Origin of the sequence: Paraliomyxa miuraensis (genome assembly GCF_026337845.1) — a bacterium.
Lineage (GTDB): Bacteria > Myxococcota_A > Polyangia > Nannocystales > Nannocystaceae > Paraliomyxa > Paraliomyxa miuraensis.
Map to the genome: position 1 here is coordinate 31,273 of NZ_JAOVZF010000159.1, position 16,656 is coordinate 47,928.

13 protein-coding genes and 1 riboswitch are annotated in these 16,656 nt (G+C 70.3%); of the genes, 4 read left to right on the forward strand and 9 right to left on the reverse strand.

Features of this window, described 5'->3' with window-relative positions:
* Nucleotides 1-22: 22 nt before the first annotated feature.
* Complete coding sequence (locus tag OEB96_RS31445; protein WP_266220507.1) at nt 23-955, forward strand: oxygenase MpaB family protein; 933 nt, start codon at nt 23-25, stop codon at nt 953-955.
* 5 nt (nt 956-960) lie between these two features.
* On the opposite strand, the gene OEB96_RS31450 is transcribed toward OEB96_RS31445, so the two are convergent.
* On the reverse strand, nt 961-1,932 hold the full coding sequence (locus OEB96_RS31450; RefSeq protein ID WP_266220508.1) for an alpha/beta hydrolase: 972 nt from the start codon (nt 1,930-1,932) through the stop codon (nt 961-963).
* 119 nt (nt 1,933-2,051) lie between these two features.
* On the opposite strand from OEB96_RS31450, the gene OEB96_RS31455 reads away from it, so the two are divergent.
* Nucleotides 2,052-3,455 carry a WS/DGAT/MGAT family O-acyltransferase gene (locus OEB96_RS31455; RefSeq protein ID WP_266220509.1) on the forward strand — a complete coding sequence of 468 codons (1,404 nt, stop codon included), beginning with the start codon at nt 2,052-2,054 and terminating at the stop codon, nt 3,453-3,455.
* Between the two features lie 108 nt (nt 3,456-3,563).
* Here the strand turns inward: OEB96_RS31455 and OEB96_RS31460 are convergent, their stop codons facing one another.
* The 3 genes from OEB96_RS31460 to thiC all read right to left on the reverse strand — a co-directional run bounded on the left by OEB96_RS31460 (nt 3,564) and on the right by thiC (nt 7,644).
* Nucleotides 3,564-4,346, reverse strand: coding sequence for an SDR family oxidoreductase (locus OEB96_RS31460; protein WP_266220510.1), 783 nt, complete (start codon nt 4,344-4,346; stop codon nt 3,564-3,566).
* A gap of 22 nt (nt 4,347-4,368) precedes the next feature.
* Nucleotides 4,369-5,799 (reverse strand): esterase/lipase family protein, encoded by a 1,431-nt coding sequence (locus OEB96_RS31465; RefSeq protein ID WP_266220511.1) that lies wholly within the window; start codon nt 5,797-5,799, stop codon nt 4,369-4,371.
* A 162-nt stretch (nt 5,800-5,961) separates the two neighbouring features.
* A complete protein-coding gene (gene thiC, locus OEB96_RS31470) occupies nt 5,962-7,644 on the reverse strand; it encodes a phosphomethylpyrimidine synthase ThiC (RefSeq protein WP_266220512.1) in 1,683 nt (560 codons plus the stop codon).
* Nucleotides 7,634-7,736: riboswitch (TPP riboswitch) on the reverse strand. It overlaps the preceding gene by 11 nt.
* A 112-nt stretch (nt 7,737-7,848) precedes the next feature.
* On the opposite strand from thiC, the gene aat reads away from it, so the two are divergent.
* Nucleotides 7,849-8,571 (forward strand): leucyl/phenylalanyl-tRNA--protein transferase, encoded by a 723-nt coding sequence (gene aat, locus OEB96_RS31475; RefSeq protein WP_266220513.1) that lies wholly within the window; start codon nt 7,849-7,851, stop codon nt 8,569-8,571.
* A gap of 34 nt (nt 8,572-8,605) precedes the next feature.
* Here the strand turns inward: aat and OEB96_RS31480 are convergent, their stop codons facing one another.
* The 3 genes from OEB96_RS31480 to OEB96_RS31490 all read right to left on the reverse strand — a co-directional run bounded on the left by OEB96_RS31480 (nt 8,606) and on the right by OEB96_RS31490 (nt 13,517).
* On the reverse strand, nt 8,606-11,425 hold the full coding sequence (locus OEB96_RS31480; RefSeq protein WP_266220514.1) for a LamG-like jellyroll fold domain-containing protein: 2,820 nt from the start codon (nt 11,423-11,425) through the stop codon (nt 8,606-8,608).
* Nucleotides 11,426-11,532: 107 nt separating this feature from the next.
* A complete protein-coding gene (locus OEB96_RS31485) occupies nt 11,533-12,888 on the reverse strand; it encodes a sensor histidine kinase (RefSeq protein ID WP_266220515.1) in 1,356 nt (451 codons plus the stop codon).
* Entirely contained in the window at nt 12,885-13,517 is a 633-nt protein-coding gene (locus tag OEB96_RS31490) for a response regulator transcription factor (RefSeq protein WP_266220516.1), read from the reverse strand. Before OEB96_RS31490 ends, OEB96_RS31485 begins: the two co-directional genes overlap by 4 nt.
* Nucleotides 13,518-13,690: 173 nt before the next feature.
* Here OEB96_RS31490 and OEB96_RS31495 point away from each other — a divergent pair, with 173 nt between their 5' ends.
* A complete protein-coding gene (locus OEB96_RS31495) occupies nt 13,691-14,314 on the forward strand; it encodes a TetR/AcrR family transcriptional regulator (protein WP_266220517.1) in 624 nt (207 codons plus the stop codon).
* On the opposite strand, the gene OEB96_RS31500 is transcribed toward OEB96_RS31495, so the two are convergent.
* On the reverse strand, nt 14,251-15,690 hold the full coding sequence (locus OEB96_RS31500; RefSeq protein WP_266220518.1) for a sigma 54-interacting transcriptional regulator: 1,440 nt from the start codon (nt 15,688-15,690) through the stop codon (nt 14,251-14,253). The two genes, OEB96_RS31495 and OEB96_RS31500, sit on opposite strands and share 64 nt — an antisense overlap.
* A gap of 90 nt (nt 15,691-15,780) precedes the next feature.
* Entirely contained in the window at nt 15,781-16,452 is a 672-nt protein-coding gene (locus OEB96_RS31505; protein ID WP_266220519.1) for a molybdenum cofactor biosynthesis protein, read from the reverse strand.
* Nucleotides 16,453-16,656: the final 204 nt, after the last annotated feature.

Consider the following 16,656-nt stretch of genomic DNA (forward strand, 5'->3'; position numbering starts at 1 on the left):
AGGGTGGTCGGAGGATCCGCGCATGAACGAGCCCGAGCCCGAGCCCGAGCCCACCACCACCCGCAAGCCATCGACCGGGGAGCACCGCGACCGTGCTCCCCGGCCCCGGTCTCGGCCTCGAGTCGACTACCTGCGTCCGGAGGGAGCTCCCGCCCTCTACGCACCGGACTCGATCGCCTGGCACGTGTTCAAGAACCCGGTGTCGTTGTTCGTGGGTGGCATCGCGGCGGTGCTCCTCGAGCTCGGAGAGCCGCGGGTGCGATCGGGCGTGTGGGGGCACTCGATGTTCCCCTACGACCCGATCACGCGGCTGCGGCGAACGGGGCACGTGACCCACGTTTGTGCCTACGCGCCGCGGGAGGTCGCGCAGCGGGTCATCGCCGGGGTGGTCCGCATGCACGAGCGCGTGCGAGGGCACACCCCCGAGGGCACGCCCTACCACGCCAACGATCCGGAGCTGCTCGACTGGGTGCAGGCCACGGTCGACTACGGCTTCCTCGAGGCCTACGCGGCCCACTGCCGCGCCCTCACCGACCACGATCGCGATCGCTTCTATCGCGAGTCCGTGCCCACGGCCGAGCTGTTCGGAGCCACCGGTGCGCCCCGATCCCTGGCCGAGCAACGCGAGCAGTTCGAGGCCATGCGGCCCAGGCTCGAGCCCCATCCCATCGTGCTGGAGTTCCTCGACATCATGACGCGGACGCCCGCGGTTCCGCGACCGCTCGAGGGCTTGCAGGGCATGATGGTCCGCGCCGGGGTCGATCTGCTCCCCGACTGGGCCATCGAGCGTCTCGAGCTGCGGCGCTACGCCCTGCGCGGGTGGGAGCGCCGAGTGCTCTGGGCCACCGGGCACCTGCTCGAGCGCGTGCCCCTGCCCGGCAGCCCGCCCGTGCTGGCCTCGCGGCGCATGGGGCTGCCCGGCTCGTACCTGTACTGGGGTCGCAGCTGGTCATGAAGGGCCTAGGGTCGGGCCCCCCCGGTGTGGGTTCGGACGTGCGTCGCGATCTCGGCGATGGCTTCGCGGGCCTGTGGGATCCGCATGATCACGAAGGCGTGGACCATGTCCGGGTAGATGGAGAGCGTTGCGTCGACGCCCGCTTCGATCGCCCGGCGGTACAGCAGCCGCGCATCATCGACGAGGGTCTCCACCTCGCCCGCCACGATCAGCAGCGGGGGCAGATCGTGGAGCCGCCCGTGGGCGGGGGAGAGCAGGGGATGGGTGCGGGTGGTGTCACCGGCGTAGCGCGCCGCGTAGAGCGAGAGGATGTGCCGGGGGATGAAGTCGTAGCGATCGTTGGTCTCGATGCTCCGCCCGCTCAGGGTGAGGTCGACCCAGGGAGAGAGCGCGACGGCGGCGGCCGGCAGCGGCTCGCCGGAGTCCCTGGTCTCGAGGAGCGTCGCCATCGCCAGCCCCCCGCCGGCCGATTCCCCGGCGATTGCGACGCGCGACGGGTCGACGCCCTGCGCGAGGAGCCAGCGCCAGGCGACGCGAGCGTCCTCCACCGCGGCCGGGAACGGGTGCTCGGGGGCCAGCCGATAGTCGACCAGGAGCGCCCGCATCCGGGCGGCACGGGCGATGCGGGACACGTAGTGTCGGTGAGAGGCGATGGAGCCGTATGCATAGCCGCCGCCGTGGAAGTAGAGGAGCACGCGCTCGGGATCGGCTCCGTCGGGAATGAGCCACTCTCCGGGGATGCCGTCCATGTTCACGGGCAGCAGCCGCACGTTCCACGGGCGGCGCTTGGGGACGGCGGCATTGATGAGCCTACGCTGGACCGGCAGCGGCACCCAGCTCATGCGCCGTGCGTAGTGGTGCAGCACTCGCGTCAGCGCCTCCACTTCGACGGACCAGCCCTCACGAAGAGGTCCGCGCTGAAGTCTCCTGAGGCGAGTCGCTTCGATCACGGCGCGGCGATAGAGGCGCAGTGGCATGGCCGAAGGATATCGTGCTCATGGCCCGGTCGCACGGGCTCATGAGCGCCAAGTGACCTGAATTCGTAGAGGGTCGCAGAGGGCATCATCACGAGACCATCGAGAGGTGGCAAAGGCACATGCAGAAGCTCAATTTGACCGATACATCATGGTTGCTCGTGGAGTCGCGTGAGACGCCGATGCACATCGGCACCCTCTCGATCTTCTCGTTGCCCAAGGACGCACCGGACGAATTCGTGCAGAACACGGTGGCCCACTTGCGCGACACGCGGACGTTCGCGCCGCCTTGGAGCCTGAAGCTGGCCAGCGGCGCGATCGACAAGGCGATTCCCAATTGGGTCGAGGATCCGCACATCGACATGGACTATCACTTCCGCCACTCGGCGCTGCCCAAGCCGGGGGGCGAGCGCGAGCTCGGGGTGCTGATCTCGCGCTTGCACAGCCATCAGCTCGATCTCAACCGACCGCTGTGGGAGGTGCACTTGATCGAGGGCCTGGAGGGCAACCGGATGGCGCTCTACACCAAGATGCATCACTCGATGATCGACGGGGGCAGCGGGGTGCGGTTGCTGTGTCGCATCTATTCCAGCGACCCCAGTGCACGCAGCATGCTGCCGCCGTGGTCGGTGCCGCCGCCGGCGAGCAAGGATCGCGCGGAGGTGAGCGAGATGGCGCCGCTGCGCGCGTTGCTGTCGCAGGTGCGCTCCGGCGGGAGGACCAGCGCGGCGCTGATCAAGGCGCTGGGCCGCATGATCGAGGGCTCGCGCAGCCAGGAGTCGAGCCTCAAGGTGCCGTTCTCGGCCCCGAGCTCGGCGCTCAACACCCGCATCAAGGGCGGCGCGCGGCGCTTCGCCACCCAGCAGTACGAGCTCGCCCACATCAAGTCGCTGGCCAAGGCCGCGGACTGCACGCTCAACGACATCGTGCTGTACCTGTGCGGGACCGCGATCCGTCGCTTCCTCGGGGAATCCTACCTCTCGGCGAATGCGCCGCTGACCGCGGGGATCCCCGTCGACGTGCGGCCGGCCGACGGCGATCAGAACATGGGCAACGCGCTCAGCCTCATGATCGCCAGCCTGGGCACCGACGTGGCCGATCCGCTGGAGCGCCTCGCGGCGATCAAGGCGTCCACGAAGGAGGCAAAGGAGCACCTGCAGGCGATGCCGAGAACGGCGCTGACCCAGTACATGATGATGATCATGGCGCCGTACATGCTGCAGATGATGACCGGGATCGGGGCGAGGACTCGGCCGGTGTTCAACATCATCATCTCCAATGTTCCGGGGCCCAGGGAGACGCTCTACTTCAACGGCGCCAAGCTCGAGGCGCTCTATCCGGTGTCTCTTCTCGCCCATGGAGGGGCGCTCAACATCACGTGTCTGTCCTATGCGAGCACGCTGAATTTCGGGTTCACCGGCTGTCGCGACAGTCTGCCGCACATGCAGCGCCTGGCGGTGTATACCGGAGACGCGCTGGCGGAGCTCACCGAGCTCCTGCGTCCGGCCACGCCCGATCGGGCGTGACCGCTGCTCGGCCTGGGCAGGCCGAGCAAGTCGCCCGGACGCCCGGAGTCAGGGGCGGAGTCGTTGGCGCCGGCGTGGCGCCGCACCACGCCAGTCGAGCCCCATGGGTCACGACTGGCGGTGCTTGCGGCGGCTCATCAGCCGCAGGCCCTCGTGCATCAGGCGCGACGGCATCACGTCGTTGGCCAGGGTGGCCAGGCGGAATTGCCAGCCCACCGGATTGTGCATCAGCCGGGTGCCGCCGGTGACGACCTCCCAGACCGTCTTTGCCACGTGATGGGCGCTGAGTCCGACCCCGAACCGGTCGATCAGCACCGATGCATTGCTCCTGACCATCCCAGTGTCGACGAATGGCGGCATGATGTCCCGCACCGTGATGTCGTCGTGGCGCCACTCGATCTCCAGCGCCTCGGTGAGCGCCCTGATCGCGGCCTTGGTGGCCGAGTAGGTGGCGAGGTCCGGGGTGCCGTGCAGCGCCGACGCGGAACTCATGTTCACGACCATCGCGCCCGGTGTGTCGCGAAGGTGGCGATGGGCGGCGTGGCTGAGGTTGATCACTCCGGTGATGTTCACGTTCACCAGCTGCGCGTGTGCCTTGGTCGGGATCTCCTCGAACCGCCCCGTCTTGAGCAACCCGGCGTTGTTGAACAGCACGTCGATCCGCCCCTGGTGGTCCTCGGCAAAGGCGTCGACCACCTCCACCGCGGCCTGGGCATCGGTCACGTCGAGCACCCGCGACCAGGTTCCCTGCGGTCCCATGGCGTTGGCGGTGGCGGTGAGCGCGGCCTGGTCGATGTCGGTCAACCCGACCTGCCATCCGTTGCGGTGGAACAGCTCGGCCGTGGCTCGGCCAATACCGGCGGCGGCGCCGGAGATCAGAATGGTCTTCATGTGGGTACCTCTTGCTGCCTGGCTAGTGGTTCGATTCGGCCAGCTCGCGAGCACGGTCGAGGAAGAACTGCAGGTGATCGAAGGCGGGGTCGGTGACGCCGAGGAACTGGCCGACCTCGTCGAGGTGGTCGGCGCTCATCAGGCCGCGGAAGTCGCCCCACTGCGCGCTCTGTACCGTGACCAGGCCGTCGTTGGCCCCCCGGGCGGCCTTGAGGATCCCGTAGGTCAGCGTCCAGATCGGGTCGACCACGTCCTGGCAGTCGTTTTGGGGGTCGAGGAATTCGGCGGGGGCGCAGCTGATTCCGGTGTACGAGATGTACTCGACGCGCGGGTCGTCGGGGTTGTTCGGGTTGAACTCGCTCTGCATGTGGGCCTCGGACAGGCTGTGCAGCGACGCCTCGACGTCGGCCTTCTCGTCGTCGGTGACGGCTCCGAGGAAGTCGAACAGGAGGAACAACACCTCCTGCGATGGCCCCGGTGCGAGGCCGAGCGCCACGTCGACGGCATAGCTGCCCTGGTGCGGCGAGCCGATGGTGACGAGCGCCGCGACGCGATCACCATGGCCCAGCGTGCTGATCAGCGCGCGCGCGTCGATCCCGCCCTGGCTGTGGCCGATGAGGTCGACCTTGCGTGCGCGCCACGAGGACAGCAGCACGTCGACCTGCTCGGCCAGCTGCTCGGCGCGCACGAGGCTGGTGTTGTACTTGTCGGTCTCGGTCACCGACACGGGGTAGCCGCGCTCGGTGAGGTGGCCCGGGACCTCGAAGAAGTAGTCGACGGGGCCGATGTTCGCGAAGCCGGTCCAGCCGTGCACGAGGACCATGGGGAAGCGCGTGGTCTCGAGCTCGCATCCGCTCTCGCAGGTGATCTCGAGCTCGTACTGCGCGTCCGCGAGCTCCTCGGAGGCGGCGATCTGGACGGCGAACTCGCCCGAGCGCGGGGCCTGGAACAGCAGCGTCTCGGTCGCTCTTGCGCCGCTTTCAAGCGGCCCCTGCAGGGTGTCGCCGTCGATCACGGCTGCGAGCTGCGGCACGTCGGGATAGCCCACGAGGGCCTCGACGGCGATGTCGTCGTGACCCGTCAGCGCCAGCTCGACCGTCGAGCCCGCCGGCGCTGCGAAGTACCAGCGATGCCAGCGCTCGCAGGGGGCGAGCTGGACGAGCCCGGTCTGGCCAGGGGTCGGCAGGAAGCTCTGGACGACCTCGGTCTGACCGTCGGAGCACTCGATGCTCGCTGCCGTGGAGTCGGCCTCGAGCGTACTGCTCGATCCCGGGGTGGTCGTCGAACCCGTGGCGGAGGTCTCCCCGCCGCCGGAGCCGAGCACCGAGCCCGGGTCCGCGCAGCCGAGCAGGGGCAGCGCGAGCGCGGGGCCCAGTGCACGCGCCGCGATCGGGGTGACGCGGCGAGTCGGGCGGGGCGCGGATCGGGAGAGGTGGGGCTCACGCGCGGGCATGGTCGAGTCTCGAAGATACTTGTTGACGACAAGTAAGTTATGCCATGGAGCCCGCACGGGTCAAGGGGCCCGGCGAGGTTCACGAGAACGCCGTACCCGTGGGTGCGTCACCCGGGATCGACGAGGGTCGCGGGGCGACCCCACGGCGACGGCCCGGGCTTGCTACTCCGCCGCGTCGGTGCGCCCGGGATCCTTGACGTAGATCTCGCCCCCGGTCGCCTGGAATTCCTCGGCCTTCGCGCGCATGCCCTCCTCGATGGTGGTGTCGAGGTCGCGGACGTCCTGGGTCAGCTTCATCGAGCAGAAGTGGGGCCCGCACATCGAGCAGAAGTGGGCGGTCTTGGCTCCCTCGGCCGGCAGCGTCTGGTCGTGGAAGGCCCGCGCGGTGACGGGGTCGAGGCTCAGGTTGAACTGGTCGACCCAGCGGAACTCGAAGCGGGCCTTGGAGAGGGCGTCGTCGCGGGCCTGGGCGCCGGGGTGACCCTTGGCCACGTCGGCCGCGTGCGCGGCGATCTTGTAGGTGATGACGCCGTCCTTGACGTCCTGCTTGTCGGGCAGCCCCAGGTGCTCCTTGGGCGTGACGTAGCAGAGCATGGCGCAGCCGTACCAGCCGATCATGGCGGCCCCGATCGCCGAGGTGATGTGGTCGTAGCCCGGCGCGATGTCGGTGGTCAGCGGACCCAGCGTGTAGAACGGCGCCTCGTGGCAGTGCTCGAGCTGGAGGTCCATGTTCTCCTTGATCTTGTCCATGGCCACGTGGCCGGGGCCCTCGATCATCACCTGGACGTCGTGCTTCCACGCGATCGTGGTCAGCTCGCCCAGCGTGCGCAGCTCGGCGAACTGGGCCGCGTCGTTGGCATCGCGAAGGCAGCCCGGCCGCAGGCCATCGCCCAGCGAGAACGACACGTCGTACTTCTTCATCACCTCGCAGATGCGCTCGAACTCGGTGTAGAGGAAGCTCTCGCGGTGGTGGTGCAGGCACCACTTGGCCATGATCGAGCCGCCGCGCGACACGATGCCGGTGACGCGGTCCTTGGTGAGCGGGATGAACGGCAGGCGGACTCCGGCGTGGATCGTGAAGTAGTCCACCCCCTGCTCGGCCTGCTCGATCAGCGTCTCCATGAACACGTCGATGTCGAGCTTCTCGGGGCGGCCCTTGACCTTCTCGAGCGCTTGGTAGATGGGCACGGTCCCGATCGGCACCGGCGAGTTGCGGATGATCCACTCGCGGGTCTCGTGGATGTTCTTGCCGGTCGACAGGTCCATGACCGTGTCGGCACCCCAGCGGATCGCCCACTGTAGCTTCTCGACCTCTTCCTCGATCGAGGACGACACGGCCGAGTTGCCGATGTTGGCGTTGATCTTCACCAGGAAGTTGCGGCCGATGATCATCGGCTCGCTCTCGGGGTGGCGCACGTTGGCGGGGATGATGGCGCGGCCCCGGGCGACCTCGTCGCACACGAACTGCGGCGTCACCTGCTCGCGCAGGGCGCAAAAGCGCATCTCCTCGGTGATGATGCCCTGGCGGGCGTAGTGCATCTGGCTGTGGTTGCCGTCGCCCACCTTGGCGTTGGTGGCGGCACGCGCATCGATCCACGGCTGCCGCAGCTTGGGCAGGCCGCGACGCGGATCGGGGTTCTCGGGGCCGGTGGTGTCGTAGACCCGCAGCGACGGCTCGCCGCCGCCGAGCGCGATCTCGCGGAACGGCACGCCGAGCTCTCCTTCGTAGACCCGCCGCGAGCTGGGGAAGTGCTCGTGCAGCGGGGGAAGGGTGGCAATGGGTTGGGTCTCGGGGCTCGCGACCTGCAGTCGCGCGCCGGGGCGCTCGCTCGGATTCTCAGTCATGACGCTTTCCTCCGCCGGAATGACCCGGATCAGGTTCGAGGGGACTCTCTCAGGCGCCCGGAAGAGCCCGGACGCCACCCCCAGCGTTGGTCGCCGACCATACACCACCGGACCGGCGCGCTGCACGAGGTCCGAGGGGGGCGCGATCCGAGGGGTGTGCAGGCTCGGGCGCAGCCGGAGTGGCTGCTATGCTCTGGCCGCGCCGTGCCCGTCTACGCCCTGACGGACGAGATCAGCTTCCCCCCTCCCGAGCTCGCCCGGGACGACGGCCTGCTCGCGGTGGGAGGTGACCTTTCGCCCGAGCGGCTGGTCCTGGCCTATGCCAGCGGGATCTTCCCCTGGACCTGCGGCCCCGGTCCGATCCTCTGGTGGTGTCCGTCCCCCCGGTTCGTGCTGCTCCCCGACGAGCTGCACCTGTCCCGAAGCCTGCGCAAGCAGCAGCGGCGCGCGCCCTATCGGCTGAGCCTCGACGAGGCGTTCCCGCAGGTGATCCGCGAGTGTGCCAACCAGCCGCGGCCCGGCCAGCGCGGCACGTGGATCGACACCGACATGCAGGCCGCCTACACCCGGCTGCACGCGCTGGGGCTGGCGCACTCGGCCGAGGCGTGGGAGGGCTCGACCCTGGTCGGAGGGCTCTACGGGGTGGCCCTGGGCTCGGTGTTCTTCGGCGAGAGCATGTTCGCCCGCCGTCCCGACGCGTCCAAGCTCGCGTTTGCGGCGCTGGTGGAGCAGCTGAGCGCGTGGGGGTTCTCGCTGGTCGATTGCCAGATGCAGACCGAGCACCTCGAGCGCTTCGGGGCGCGTGACATCCCGCTCGAGGAATTCCTGGCCACGCTCGACGAGGGGATCGAGCGGCCCACTCGGCAGGGGCGCTGGCGCTTCGATGGCCAGCCGCCCGAGTCGGCGGCGCCGGTCTCGGGCGGCTGACGTCGGCGACGTCCCGACGCCGTCCGATCCAGATCTAGATCCCGCCGTAGGGCTCCCAGGCCGGCCCGCCGTCGAGCCACCACGCCTCCTTGTCCTCCCAGCACCAGGTGTGGATCTGAACGTTGCTGTTGATCGCCCACTCGGCGCACCACACCGGGTGTCCAGCGCGCGTCCCGTCGTAGTAGTAGAAGTACGCGTCTCCTGCCGCGGGCGGGTTGTAGAGCGACCACGGGATGATCGCCGCGACCACGTAGAACGCCATCACTGCGTCGCCCCCCAGCTTGGGGACGAGCCCGAAGAGCCCGCCGCCCATGCATGCGATTGCGTTCTTCGGATCGCTCTTGCAGACCGCGTCCATCAGCAGGTACGGCGGATCCTCGTTGTCGAGGAACGTCCCCGTGGGCGTGGGCGTGGGCGTCGTCAGCTTGCTCCACGCCGGCCACGCGGGATCCTCGGCGTCCGGCCACGGCTCGCCGGCCCGGGCGTAGGCGGTGAGCCCGTCGTAGGGCAGCGGCGCCGCGCCTCCGGTGACCGACAGGTTGCGGAAGTGCACCGTCTCGAGCGCCTCCGCGAACAGCCCCACCCGACCGCCGTCGTGCTCCGGCCACGGCTCGTCGTGAACGAGCTCGTAGCCGTTGATCGAGATCGTGTGCCGCCGCATGCCTCCGTCGTCCACGTGCTTCACCTCGAGCGTCCCCCAGGGGGCGTTCGGCGGCATGTGCAGCCACCACAGGTCCGGCTCCTCGATCAGCTTGTACGGGACGCCGCCGGTGAACACGGTCAAGTCGACGCCCTGCGATCCGAACCTCAGGCGGTAGTAGTTGTCATCGTCCTGGTAGCCGTAGATGAGGCCCAAGCTGCCGTCGATGCCCGCGTCGTAGCCCATCCTGAAACCGACCGAGATCTCGGTCGGGGATGGGAACGGGAACGCGGGGTCGAGCTCGAAGCGCGGGGGCGCCAGCATGTTGACCCCGCGCTGCACCCTCCAGTGGTTGTCGTTGGTGTAGAGGTTGAGCGCGGCCCCGGTCCAGGTCATCACGTCGGAGACCGGGTCGTAGTCGACGATCCATGCCCCTTCGTCGACCTCGGTGTGCCGCGGCCAGGTGCGGCGCCCGGACTCGAGATCTCCGTGCCAGCGGTAGCTCCACCGCGCCAGGCTCTGGGTGGAGATCACGTGGTCGTAGATCCGCACGTCGGCCAGCGTGGCCTGCAGATGGCCCGCTTCCGCGAGCTGAGGGTTGTGACCGATCCCCATCGGCATGCTCGAGCCCTGCATCAGCCCGCCCGCCGGCCCCTGGCTGCGGGCGCGCACCTTGCCGTCCACCATCAGGCGCAGCTGCCCCGACTCGGCGTCGTACGAGGCCGACAGCGTGCGGGCGTAGTGATGGTCGCCGATTCCCGCCAGATCGGCGGTGGCGGTGAGCGCTCCGTGCCCCGCGATCGTGACCACGGCCGTCGCCGAGGTCTCGTGCAGGTAGAGCTCGTAGCCGCCGTCGAGGCTCCGGTTGGCCACGATCCACTCCGGGCCGTCGGTCGGCGTCGACCACTGGCGGTGCACCCGTCCCCCGAACGTGATCGCCTCCTCCGGCTCGAGCCCGTGGTCGCCCATTGCCATGAGTCCCATCCCCGGTCCGAACTCCCGCTCGTTGCGCTGCCACTCCCCCGACCACAGCAGGCACTCTTGCGGGAACCCGTTCTCGTCCAGCGGGACGTCCGTGCCGTCGTTGGGGCACCAGCCGTCGATCCCGGCCTCGATCGAGCAGCTGGTGAACGCGGTGGTGTCCACGCTGGTCGACACCGGCACCTCGCCGAAGTTGCCGTAGAAGCAGTCGAGCAGCGGCCACGAGCCCAGCAGGCCCGGCTCGGGCACCAGGGCCGTCGTCTGCGCCAGCGCCGCGAGCGGCTCCACGCCCGACGACTCGGTCTCCACCACGTAGAGCGGCCCGGTCTCCAGCGCCGAGCGCAAGCCGCTGGCGTCGCGGCCGATCGAGAGCTGCTCCTGCAGCACCATGTCCTCGAAGTGGATCCCCGGGGCGCTCGACAGCACTTCTTCGCCGTCGATGTACAGGGTCTGCCGGAAGGCGCCCTGCGGGGTGAGGTCCAGCGCCAGCGCGAGCGTGTGCCACTCGTCCTGCGTGGGAGGGTCCATGTTCGCGCTGCTGGCCGTCGCAAAGTGGCGCCCCAGTTTCCAGCGGGTATCGGCCACGTCGTAGTACACGTGGAGCTCCTCGCCGAGCGGCCCCGTGACCCGCAGCCACTCGAAGTTTGGGCTCAGCAGGTCGAGCTGGTCCTGGACGTCCTCGCCCTCGGCGGCGCGCTCCTGGAGGTTGGTCAGCGTCGCGTCCCGGTGCCACCGCACCGCGCTCGTGTAGATCACCGTGCGTCCGCCCTGCACCTCGTGATTCCGCAGATCGGTGGCGCTCCACGAGGGAGACGCGGAATCGATCGACAGCGTGCGGGTGCCGTAGCGCGTGACGGCGAGGCCGATTTCCTCGGCCTCACCGAGGCTCGTGGCCTGGATCTCGTAGGGGTCGTCCAGCCCCACCGCGCACAGCGGCTCGAAGTCCTCGCAGCAGTCGCCGTAGCCGGTGCACAGCTCGTCGCAGTAGCACGTGCCGGCCTGCTGTCCGCACAGCCCGTCGCATGACGACCCGCAGGTCGTGGGGTAGTCGGTACAGCAGTCGCCGTAGCCGGTGCACAGCTCGTCGCAGTAGCAGGTCTCGGTGTCGTTGCTGACCGATCCGTCGCAGGCGCCGGCGCACGACAGCGTCTCCGCCTGCGCGACCGACGGTACCAGCAGCAGCGCTCCGACCCAGCTCAGCGTGCCCACGAGGGTACCGAGCGTCCAATTCATCGTTCTCATCGAGTTCGTCCTTTGCCTGACTCCGCAGGCCTTGGACTAACGCGGGACCCCGTCCCCCTCCATGAGGGCTCCGCCTCATTCGGGGGGAGGGCTCCTCCTCAGCGGGGGTCGGGCGGCGCCTGCATCCGAGGGGCGCTGCCCGTCACCCGCAGCGACAGCGCGAACCGGGTGCCCTTGCCGGGCGCGCTGTCGAGCACCATCTCGCCGCCCAGCGCCTCCACGCGCTCCCGCACGCCCAGCAGCCCAAAGTGCCCGTCCGACACCGCCCGCGGATCGAAGCCCACGCCGTCGTCGGTGATCACCAGCCGCAGCACGCCGCCCCGGCACACCAGCTCCACGTCGATTCGCGTCGCGTCGGCGTGGCGGATCGCGTTGGTCACTCCTTCTTGCAGCATGCGGAACGCCGCGATCGCGGTGTCGGCGGGCGGCTCGGGCGGCTCGACCTCGAGCGCGAGCGCGAGCTCCACGTCGCTGCGCTCGTCGACCTCGGCCACCCACACCCGCACCGCTCCCGCCAGGCCCAGGGCGTCGAGCTCGGCTGGCTGGAGCGCCCGCACGAGGCGCTCCTTGGCCTCGAACATCTGGTCCACGATGGCGTCGAGCCGCGACAGCGGCTGCAGCTGCTCGGGGGCGGCGCGCTGGGCCAGCCGTAGCTCCAGGCGCATCGCGGTCAGCAGCTGGGCCAGCTCGTCGTGCAGGTCCCGGCCCATGCGCTGGCGCTCCTGCTCGCGGCTGCGCTCGAGGTGATCGGTCAGCCGCCGCAGCGACGCGGTGCGCTCGGCCACCCGCTGCTCGAGCGCGTGGGCGCGCACTGCCAGCTGCACGCGCTGCTCGAACGCGGTGCGCAGCAGCCGGAAGTGCGAGTGCCCGATGAGGATGGCCACCAGCGTCGTGCCCACCAGCGCAACCGCGATCGTGGGCAGCTCCGGGGCCTGGAGGTAGCGCGGCTGAGAGAGGAAGTACCCCGCCATGCAGCCCCCCGTCGCCAGCGCAGTGAGCAGCAGCCGCGGGACCAGCGACACCGACAGCGGGAACACGGCCAGGGGCACCACGTAGAGGGTGTGGAACCATGCCTCGTCGGGGCCGCCTGCCGCCGCGAGGGCTCGGCCCGCGCTGGCGGCCAGCAGCAGCGCGAACGACCCGACCCCGCCGATGATGACGAGCGATGGCCAGCGCCGTCCCGTCGGCGCCAGGGCCACCGCCGCCACCGCCAGCCCGATGAGCTCGAGGCGCCACACCCCGAACGCCTGCCGCACCTCGGGCCGCGCGGGGAACAGCAGGCGATCGGTGGGCCACAGCAAGAGCGCCCCCAGCCCGAATGCCACGCACATCATCACGCCGTGCCGCAGGGTGACCAGCGCCGCGTAGCGCTCGAAGCTCCCCGCCTCGAGGGGCTCGGCCGGGGCCGGGATCGTGCGCGTGATCGCGGCCCGCCAGGTGCCCTCGCTACTCATGGATCCACGAGCCCGATCCGGATCGCATGCCGCACCAGATCGGCGAGCGAGTGGGCGTCGAGCTTGCGCATGATCCGAGTGCGATGGTTGTCGATCGTCTTGGCGCTGATGCCCAGCGCGGCCCCGATCTGCGCGTTGGTCAGCCCCTGGCTGACCAGCCGCAGCACCTCGTGCTCGCGCTCGCTGAGGGCGCGTTCCTGGAGCTCCCCGGTGAGCACCCCCCCGGCCAGCGCGGCGCTCACGAACCGCCGGCCCTCCACCGCCGCCCGGATCGCGTAGAGCAGGTCGTCGAATGCGTCCTCCTTGAGCACGATCCCGTGCACCCCGTGCTCGAGCGCGCGGCGGGCCAGCTCGGGGGCGCGGCGGGCCGTCAGCATGACCACGCGGGTGCTCGAGGGGCCGTCGGCCTCGAGCGCCATGGCCACCTCCAGGCCGCTGCGCCCTGGCATCGACATGTCGAGCACCGCCACGTCGGGGACGAGCTCGCGGATCTTGGCCAGCGCCGCGTCTCCGTCGGTGCACTCGGCCTGCACGTGAAGATCGGGCTCGCCGTCGAGCAGGCGTGCCAGCGCCTCGCGGACCAGGTGGTGATCATCGGCGACGACCAGCCGAGTCGGCGTCGTGCTCACCGCCGGATCCTACCCGGATCCAGGGCCACGCGCGGCCCAAGGCGGGTACTTCGTGCGCGTGTTCGCCGCGCCCCCGGCGCGTACGATCGGTCCTCGGCCGCATCCCACGACCGTGGTCGTTGACCACACCATCCATGGAACCGTACATTCGTCCGGTTTTCGCGCCCCGAGACATGGTCCAGATCACCGCCAAGGGCGAGCGCGCCCGCCAGCAGATCCTCGACGTGGCCGAGCGCCTGTTCGCCGCCCGCGGGCTGCACGGGACCTCGGTGCGCGACGTGGCCGGGGAGCTGTCGATCCCCACCGCGTCGCTGCTGCACCACTTTCCCCGCAAGGAGCGGCTCTACGGCGCCGTGCTCCACCGCATCGCCGAGCAGCTCGTCGAGGTGCTCGATCGCGGCACCGCGGGCACGGGCGATCACGCCACCAAGCTGCGGCGGCTGACCCGACGCTTTTGGCGGTGGAGCCAGGCACGCCCCGATCACTGCGTGCTGCTGCTGCGCGACATGCTCGACCGCGGCGCCCGGATCGAGGAAGCCAGCCGGATCCCGCTGGCTCCCGTGATCGAGCGCTGCGCCGCCTTCATCCGTGAAGGACGGGCGGCGGGGGCCTTTCGCCCGATCGACCCGGTGATGTTCGTCATCCACCTCGCGGGCTCGGTGAGCTACTTCGGGGTGGCCCTGCCGGTGCTCGCCCGCGCGGTGGGTCGCGCTCCCCAGTCGCTGGTGAGGGACTACCGGCGGGACCTCAAGGAGTCGGTGGAGCGCCTGGTGCTCGTCGACGGCGGCGAGAGTTGATCCGGCTCGAGCACCAGGCCGGGGGTCGTGTCCGGGCGACGGAGCCAGTGCCCCAGGGTGCTGCGAGGCACGCCCAGCGCCTTGGCGGCGCGACGGATGCTGCCCTGCTCGTCGACCACGTGCCGCAGCAGGGCGCGGTGCATCGTGGAGTAGTCGCCCCGTGGGATCATCACGTAGGGCGGGTGCTCGACGTCGGGCGTGGTGGCCCCCGCCGGCAGCAGCGCATGCGCCTCGATCGGACCGTCGGCCAGGGCCCCGGCCCGCAGCACCGCGTTGCGCAGCGCCCGGATGTTGCCGGGCCACGAGTAGCGGACCGCGGCCGCCACGGCGCCATCGGTGAGCTCCACCGGGTAGCCCAGCTCGCGCGTGGCCCGGGTGGCGAAGTGACGCAGCAGCGCGGGGATGTCCTCGGGGCGCTCGCGCAGCGCCGGCAGCCACACGGTGAGCACGCCCAGGCGGTGGTACAGATCCTCGCGTAGCTCGCCGTCCTCGACCATGGACTCGAGGTCGCGATGGGTGGCGGCGACGATCCGCACGTCGACCGCGATCTCTTGCTCGGCCCCCACGGGCAGCACGCGCCCGGTCTCGAGCACCCGCAGCAGCTTGGCCTGCTGGAGCGGCGGCAGCTCGGCCACCTCGTCCAGCAGCAGGGTGCCGCCATCGGCCCGCAGGAACGCGCCCTGCCGGTCGCGCAGCGCCCCCGTGAATGCGCCCCGGACGTGCCCGAACAGCTCGCTCTCGGCCAGGGCCTCGGGAATGGCCCCGCAGTTGATCGCCACGAACGGATGGTTGCGACGCTCGCTGCCGCGGTGCACCACCCGGGCCGCCATCTCCTTGCCGGTGCCGGTCTCACCGCGCAGCAGCACGGGGGAGCGCACCCGGGCCGCCCGCTCGAGCGTGCGCAGGGCGTCGCGGAACGCCGCGCTGTCGCCCACGACGGGGCCCTCGGGGAGCTGCTCGCGCGCGGCCAGCTCGGCGACGGGCTCGGCGACGGCATGACCCGACACCACGCGCACGCTGACGCGGCCAAAGCGGATGATCGCGCCCAGTCGGGCCCAGCCACGCTCGATGGCCACGCCGTCGACCCAGGTGCCGTTCTTGGAGCCCAGGTCCTCCACCACCACCCCATCGCGCGCGATCCGAACGGTGGCATGGCGGGTGCTGATGTATGGGTCGTCGAGCGGCAGGTCGACCTGCGGGCCGGCGCCGACCGAGAGCGGGCGCTCGGGGTCGATGCGGACCCGCTGGCCGCCGTCGAGCTCGAGGGCGACGGGAAGCGGGCGCTTGGGCCGGGGGCGGACGTCGGACAGGGTACCGACCTCGACCACGGCGGAAGGGGGCAGCTCGAACGCGTGGGGAGGGCAAGAGTCGCTCACGCCTACCTTCATCGGCCACCGACGCCGAGCGTTGCAGGCCGAGGCGAAAAAAGATCGAGAAAAGGCGATCTGCCACGCAGGGGCAGGATCTCAGGGCCCCTGGCCGATCCAGACCGCGCCGCCCTCGGCCACCTCGCGCTTCCAGATCGGGACGTCCCGCTTGAGGGCCTCGATGGCCTCGCGGCACGCGGCGAACGCCTCGGCCCGGTGGGGGGCGCTGGCTGCGATCACCACCGCGGTCTCCCCGACCTCCAGGCGCCCGATGCGGTGATGGATCGCAACCCGGGTCCCCTCGATCTCGGTCTCGATGCGGGCGCGGATCTGGTCCATGACCTGCAGCGCCATGGGCACGTAGGCCTCGTACTCGAGGTGCTCCACCGTCTGGCCACGGCTTTGGCGGCGCACGTTGCCCGTGAAGGTGGCGATGCCTCCGGCCCCCGCGTGCTCGACCGCCTCGACCACGGCCGAGAGCTGCAGGGGAGTCGGGAGGACCGCGACGCGGAGCGGTCCGTCGTGCCCACCGCTGACCGGGGGAATCACGGCGATCTCGCGGGCGCCGGCCACCGGCTCATCGGCACGCACGAACACATGGTCGAGGGCGACCCGACAGGGGGGGAGGCGAGGGGCGAGGGCCGGGTACTGCTCGCCGAGCGCAGCGAGGAGATCTCCCGCAGTGGCGAGATCGCCGAGCTCCACCGCAACGGTGGGTGCGTGGGCGATCTCGCGGAGACCCGCGAACAAGAGCACGTCGACGGTGGGCATGGGCGCGATGAAGGAGGGCAAGCGGTGGGTGTGGGGGGCGATCGGCCGATCTCGGCCAACAAGGCAAATTCACGCCTGGATCGGGGTTCGCGGTCGCCTCGGTCCCGGAATTTCTCGGGCTCGGAGGCAGATCATATCCTAGTCGTGCCTCGACGCTCGCCGCCCACGATGCCGCCATCGAACGCGTGTTCGACCCGGTGGTGA